Below are 6,265 nucleotides of genomic sequence, written 5' to 3'. Positions count from 1 at the left end.
GGGGGGGGGGGGGCGGGGGCCGGGGGGGGGGGGGGGGGGGGGTGGGGGGGGGGGGGGGGGGGCGGGCCCCCGCCCCCCCCCCCCCCCCCCCACCGCTCCGCCGACCGCGCCTGGCCGGCCGGGTGAGACAATGGAGCCATGGCCGAACCGGCGCAGATCCCCGAACCCGATGCCGCGGCATCCTCCGCTCGCAACCCGGGTGGGGTTCCCCACCCCGTGGCCGCCGACCGCATCGAGACGGTGCGGGTGCGGCGGACGCCCAAGTACGCGGTGTTCCTGATCGCCGGCGCCGGTCTGGGTCTGCTGGTCGCGCTGATCCTCACGTTCGCGTCCAACGGAACCGCCGACACCAGCCCGAACACCGGCTTGATCTACTCCCAGGGGCAGGTCTTCGGCTTCCTGGCGCTGATCTGCATCACCGTCGGCGTCGCCATCGGTGGGGTGACCGCGCTGATCCTCGATCGCGTTCTCGCCCGCCGTTCGCGTGAGGTCACGGTCGATCGCGCAACCATTCACGTCGAGGACTGAACCGGCCGCTAAGCCAGTTCGGCGATGATCGGGTGGATCGCCGCGTCGAAGGCGACGACGTCTCCGCGCAGCGAGTCGGTGACCGCGATCGTGAGTGATCCGATCCACCACACTCCGCGCTGGGTCAGCGGCAGCACCTGGACATTGAGCTCGAACGAGTGCGCTCTACGGCCCACCTGGCGCTCGTGCTCGGCGATCGCGCTCGCATAGGCCCGATACGAGACGCCCGGCTTCGCCGCGGCCTCCTTCCGGTAGCGCTCGTGTGCGGACTGCGAGAACGCCAGCGACTCCGCGGCGTGCGGGACGATCGCGTCCCGGAGCACCTCGGATCCCTCGGCCGGGAGCGCGACCAGGGTCTCGAAGCCGTCGACCAGCTCGAGGGGGACGGGGGAGGGATGCGCGGTCGGCTCGACCGTCATGGCCCAGAACTCGCGCCATTGGCGCTCCAGCAGAGCCTGCGCGTCCTCGGAGCGGTCGTTCACGCGTGCCGGGATGCCTCGCAGGTGCGGCAGCTCGTCCGGGGAGCGGATGCCCAGCGCCTGCCGGAGGTAGAGCGCGAGCAGGACCGGCTGGCCCGCGTCCTCGCGGATCAGCCACTCCGGAGCACTGCTGCCGCCCATGGCGTCAAGTCTAAGGCGGGCCGCCGACACCCGCCTCGTCCGCGGAGGCGCGCCCGCCGAACCCGTGAGGCGCCCTCCGGCATCGGGGATCCGCTCGGCTGTGCCGCCGCTAGGCTGGGATGGTGGCCTCACCCTCCCGCGACGCCTCTTCCGCGCACGGAAGCGCCTCAGTGAACCCCTATACCGAAGCCGGTGTCGATACTGCGGCCGGCGACTTGGCCGTCGAGCTGATGAAGTCGGCGGTGCGCCGCACCCACGGCCCCGAAGTCCTCGGTGGCGTGGGCGGGTTCGCCGGGCTTTTCGACGCGTCGGCGCTCCGCTCCTACGCGCACCCGCTGCTGGCGACCAGCACCGACGGTGTCGGCACGAAAGTGGCGATCGCGCAGGCGATCGACAAGCACGACACGATCGGACTCGATCTGGTCGGCATGGTGGTCGATGACATCGTCGTGGTCGGGGCCAAGCCGCTGTTCATGACCGACTACATCGCGTGCGGCAAGGTCTTCCCCGAGCGCATCGCCGATATCGTCGCGGGCATCGCACGCGGGTGTTCCGAGACGGGCACCGCCCTGGTCGGCGGCGAGACCGCCGAGCACCCCGGCCTGCTCGGTCCTCATGACTACGACGTCGCCGGCGCGGCGACCGGTGTCGTCGAGGCGGGTCGCATCCTGGGCGCTGATCGCGTCCGCCCCGGCGACGTGGTCCTCGCCCTGGCCTCCAGCGGACTGCACTCGAACGGCTATTCGCTCGTGCGCCACATCGTGACGCGGGCCGGCATCCAGTACGGCGATCACGCGGCCGATTTCGGCACGACCTGGGGCGAGGCGCTGCTGGAGCCCACCCGCCTGTACACGGCACCGCTCCTGCGTCTCATCGACACCCTCAGCGGCAGCACCCCCACTGAGGGCGACGCATCCGGTGTCCATGCGCTCAGCCACGTGACCGGGGGCGGTATCGCCGCCAACCTCGCCCGCGTCCTGCCGCGCGGAACCTGGGTCGACCTGGACCGCTCGACGTGGTCGCCGCCGACCGTGTTCCGCGTGCTCGCGGACCTGGGCGGCCTCGAACTGGAGGCGACCGAGGGGACGTGGAACCTGGGCATCGGCTTCGTCGCGATCGTCGCCGCCGAGCAGGCCGACGCCGCAGCATCCGCCCTGGCCCGGGACGGAATCGCAGCATGGCGCGTCGGGGTCGTCCAGGACGGCACGGTACCGGCCGACGGGCACGGCGACTTCGAGCAGGGCGCCAAGGGCGTCGACGGCGGCGCCGTGCGACTGGTCGGCGCGTACCGCGACGGCGACAACTCAGACGGAGCGAACTAGACCCTATGTGCGGCATCGTCGGAATGGTCGGGCAGGGCTCGGTCAACCAGGAGATCTACGACGCGCTGCTGCTGCTGCAGCATCGCGGGCAGGATTCGACCGGCATCGCCACGGCGGAGCCGAGCGGCATCTTCCACGTGCACAAGGAGCGCGGGATGGTCCGCGAGGCCTTCCGCACCCGGGACATGCGCACCCTTCTGGGCACGATCGGGCTGGGGCACGTGCGCTACGCCACGAAGGGCACCGCCTCCAGCGAGGAGGAGGCCCAGCCGTTCTACGTGAACGCCCCGTACGGCATCGTGCTCGTGCACAACGGCAACCTGACCAACACCAGGGAGCTGACCGACGAGCTGTTCCACAAGGACCGCCGGCACCTGAACACCTCCAGCGACACCGAGCTGCTGGTCAACGTGCTCGCCAACGAGCTGCAGGCCTCGATCTCGGGCCTGGAACTGGATCCGGAACAGGTCTTCCACGCCGTCTCCCGCGTCCACGAACGTGTCGAGGGCTCCTACGCCGCGATCGCGCTGATCGCCGGGTACGGCCTGCTCGCGTTCCGTGACCCGTTCGGCATCCGCCCGCTCATCATCGGCACCCGCAAGACGGATGCCGGCGCCTACGAGTGGATCGTGTCCTCGGAGTCGCTGGTGCTGGAGAACGGCGGCTTCGACGTGGTGCGCGACGTGCTGCCGGGCGAAGCCGTCTTCATCGACCTCGACGGGCACCTGCACAGCCGGCAGTGCGCCGCCACGCCGCGGCTGGCGCCGTGCTCGTTCGAGTACGTCTACCTGGCACGGCCGGACTCGATCATGAACGGGATCTCCGTGTACGAGGCGCGGCTGCGGATGGGCGAGCGTCTGGCCGACACGATCGCCAAGTACACGCCGTCGGGAACCATCGATGTGGTCATGCCGATCCCCGACTCCGCGCGCCCGGCGGCGATGCAGGTCGCGCGCAAGCTCGGTCTGGAGTACCGCGAGGGCTTCTACAAGAACCGCTACGTCGGCCGCACGTTCATCATGCCCGGACAGGCGGTCCGCAAGAAGAGCGTGCGTCAGAAGCTCAACGCGATGTCCAGCGAGTTCAAGGGCAAGAACGTGCTCCTGATCGACGACTCGATCGTGCGGGGCACGACGAGCAAGGAGATCATCCAGATGGCCCGTGATGCCGGGGCCAAAAGCGTCACGTTCGCCTCGGCCGCGCCGCCGGTGCGGTACCCGCACGTCTACGGCATCAACATGCCGTCGCGTCACGAGCTGGTCGCTCACGGACGCACCATTCCGGAGATCGCCGAGGAGCTCGGCGCGGACTACATGGTCTACCAGGAGGTCGAGGACCTCAAGGCGGCCATCCTGGAGGGCTCGGACCTCGACGACCTGGACATGAGCTGCTTCGACGGGCGCTACGTGACCGGCACGGTCTCGGAGGAGTACCTGGCCTGGGTCGAGGGCTCCCAGGAGAGTTGAGCCGCCCCGGATCACCGCGCGCTCCGCTGTCTCGATACGCGCCGGCGCGCTACTGGACAACCGGCATCGTTGATGCGGGTCGGCTCGACCTCGCACCTAAGCTTGAGCAGTGACACCGACTTCCGCCCGCCCGCTCTGGCAGGGTCGGACTCTCGCCCTGCTCGGGATCGTCCTGTTCGCCTTCTCGCTGCGCTCCGCCGTGGCCGCGCTCTCGCCCCTGATCGACCACATCACGGACGACTTCGCGATGCCCGCAGCGATCATCGGTCTGATCGGGACCGCGCCGCCGGTCTGCTACGCCGTGTTCGGCATCCTGACGCCGTTGTTCGAGCGCAGGCTGGGACTGGAGCGCCTCACCGTGCTGGCCATCGCGGTCGCGACCGCGGGGATGGCCCTGCGCGGCCTGGCGACCGACGCGGTGGCGCTCCTGCTGGGGACGGCCCTGATCTTCGCCGCCGTGGGTGTGGGCAACATCCTGCTGCCGCCGCTGGTGCGCAAGTACTTCCCGGACCGCATCGGCCTGATCACCACGATCTACACGACCACCATGGCGGTCGCGACGCTGATGCCGCCGCTGATCGCGGTGCCCGTGGCGGATGCGACGAGCTGGGGATTCTCGCTGGGCATGTGGGCGGTGTTCGCGGCGCTGGCGCTGATTCCCTGGGTCGCGATGCTGGTGCGCCAACGTGCCGCCGTCGTGGACGAGGACATCGAACCGCCGAATCCGCGGGTGTTCGGCCGTATGTGGCGCCTCCCGCTGGCATGGGCGCTGGCCGTCGGCTTCCTCGCCGCCGGCACCATGGCGTACACGTCGTTCGCCTGGCTGCCCCAGCTGCTCATCGACGTCGCCGGTGTCACCCCCGCCGGCGCCGGCATCCTGCTCGCGCTGTTCGCCGCCATGGGCCTGCCGGCCTCACTGCTGGTGCCGTTGCTGGTGACCCGCTACCACGCGACCGGCGTGCTGTTCGCGATCGCCGTCACCGCCGGACTGACCGCGATCGCCGGGCTCCTCCTTGCACCGCAGGCTGCCCCCTGGCTCTGGGTGGCGCTGCTCGGTCTGGAGCCGCTGCTGTTCCCGCTCACACTCGTGCTGCTCGGCCTGCGCGCGCGGACTCACGAGGGCTCTGTCGCGCTGAGCGGATTCGTGCAGAGCATCGGATACGCGATCGTGGCGGTGTTCCCGATCGGCATCGGACTGCTGCACGATGCCACCGCCTCCTGGACGGTGCCGCTGCTGGTGCTCGCCGGTGTGGTCGCCGCGGCGATCCCGGCCGGTCTGATCGTCGCGCGTCGCGTCACGATCGAGGACGAGTGGGAGCGCCGCCACGGAAACTGGTGATCGCTGCGTGCGATGGTCGCCGCATGGCGTTACAGGTGGCGGAGACCCGTAACGAGATCAGCGGGCGCGAAGACTACGCCTTCTCGCCCTCGTACTCGTCGGCATACTGGTCGGCCCACTTGTCGACGTACTGCTCGTCGTCGGGGTGACCCAGTTCCTTCTCCAGCGCCGAGTAGTTGACGGTCGGGCTGTAGGACTTGAGTTCGCGCGCGATCTTGGTGTGCTTCGCCTTCTGACGGCCACGCCCCATGCGAGACCCCCTCATTTCTGAGTAGCGGGCGGTGCGGGGGCAATCCGCCGCGTCAACCCGGGCATTCACGAAACCGGCTCGAGGCCGGTAAGAGTAGCATTCAGGATACCACGGAGCCCTGGGCGCAGACCGCTCCGGCCAGGCAGCGAGAGGGCGGGACATATGGCCGACGAAGCATCTGACAGCACCCCGGGGGCGGATGCCGGCGGCATGCCGCTGCCTGTCCCCGAAGCGGACGCTGCGGCTCTGCGCGGCGCCGTCGTGGTGGGTGTCGTGCCGGGCCTCCCGGCGCGCGTGCTCAAGGAGGCGGCGCGATACGCGAAGCTGCTGCAGGCGCCACTGGTGGTGGTGCATGTCGACGTGACCCGCTTCGTGACCTATGAGGATCCGGACGGCTACGTGCATTCGGCACCGATCGACATCAATGTGGCTGCGGGCGAGAGCGATCTCGCTGTCGTCACCGCGGAGGCGACGGCCCTGCTCGAGCGGTCGGACATCCGGTGGAGCGTCCAGCAGCTCGTCGGCGATCCCGCGCTGGCGATGAAGCAGCTGGCCGACCAGATCGAGGCGCGGCTGCTGGTGGTCGGCACGCGCAAGCGCGGCCTGGGCGAATCGATCCGCGAGTTCTTCACCGGCTCGGTCGCCGCGCGGCTGGCGCACCGCCAGCACCGGCCGATCCTCGTCGTCCCGCTCGGGGAGCCCGTGCCGGACGACGAGGAGATCTGGCCCGGCTGAGAGCC

At 70.1% G+C, this 6,265-nt stretch carries 7 protein-coding genes; 5 read left to right on the top strand and 2 right to left on the bottom strand.

The features are described from left to right. Positions 1–138 precede the first annotated feature (138 nt). Positions 139–528 carry a potassium transporter Trk gene (locus NQ152_RS03940; RefSeq protein ID WP_257500870.1) on the top strand — a complete coding sequence of 130 codons (390 nt, stop codon included), beginning with the start codon at positions 139–141 and terminating at the stop codon, positions 526–528. Between the two features lie 8 nt (positions 529–536). Here NQ152_RS03940 and NQ152_RS03935 read toward each other — a convergent pair whose 3' ends face one another. Beyond that, entirely contained in the window at positions 537–1,148 is a 612-nt protein-coding gene (locus NQ152_RS03935) for a zinc-binding alcohol dehydrogenase (RefSeq protein ID WP_257500869.1), read from the bottom strand. 122 nt (positions 1,149–1,270) lie between these two features. Between NQ152_RS03935 and purM the strand changes: the two genes are divergently transcribed. The 3 genes from purM to NQ152_RS03920 all read left to right on the top strand — a co-directional run bounded on the left by purM (position 1,271) and on the right by NQ152_RS03920 (position 5,275). Beyond that, positions 1,271–2,470: a phosphoribosylformylglycinamidine cyclo-ligase gene (gene purM / locus NQ152_RS03930; protein WP_257523090.1), complete on the top strand. Its 1,200-nt coding sequence runs from the start codon at positions 1,271–1,273 to the stop codon at positions 2,468–2,470. A 5-nt stretch (positions 2,471–2,475) separates the two neighbouring features. Next, complete coding sequence (gene purF, locus NQ152_RS03925) at positions 2,476–3,936, top strand: amidophosphoribosyltransferase (RefSeq protein WP_257500867.1); 1,461 nt, start codon at positions 2,476–2,478, stop codon at positions 3,934–3,936. A 109-nt stretch (positions 3,937–4,045) separates the two neighbouring features. Continuing rightward, positions 4,046–5,275, top strand: a complete 1,230-nt coding sequence (locus NQ152_RS03920; RefSeq protein ID WP_257523089.1) for an MFS transporter — start codon at positions 4,046–4,048, stop codon at positions 5,273–5,275. Between the two features lie 73 nt (positions 5,276–5,348). Here NQ152_RS03920 and NQ152_RS03915 read toward each other — a convergent pair whose 3' ends face one another. Further along, positions 5,349–5,525, bottom strand: a complete 177-nt coding sequence (locus NQ152_RS03915; RefSeq protein ID WP_257500865.1) for a DUF3073 domain-containing protein — start codon at positions 5,523–5,525, stop codon at positions 5,349–5,351. Positions 5,526–5,687: 162 nt separating this feature from the next. Here NQ152_RS03915 and NQ152_RS03910 point away from each other — a divergent pair, with 162 nt between their 5' ends. Next, positions 5,688–6,260: a universal stress protein gene (locus NQ152_RS03910; RefSeq protein WP_257523088.1), complete on the top strand. Its 573-nt coding sequence runs from the start codon at positions 5,688–5,690 to the stop codon at positions 6,258–6,260. Positions 6,261–6,265 lie beyond the last annotated feature (5 nt).

It is taken from the genome of Microbacterium sp. zg.B48 (assembly GCF_024623505.1).
Lineage (GTDB): Bacteria > Actinomycetota > Actinomycetes > Actinomycetales > Microbacteriaceae > Microbacterium.
The sequence above is the reverse complement of the archived record's forward strand: the minus strand, read 5'-3'. Positions and strand labels throughout refer to the sequence as shown.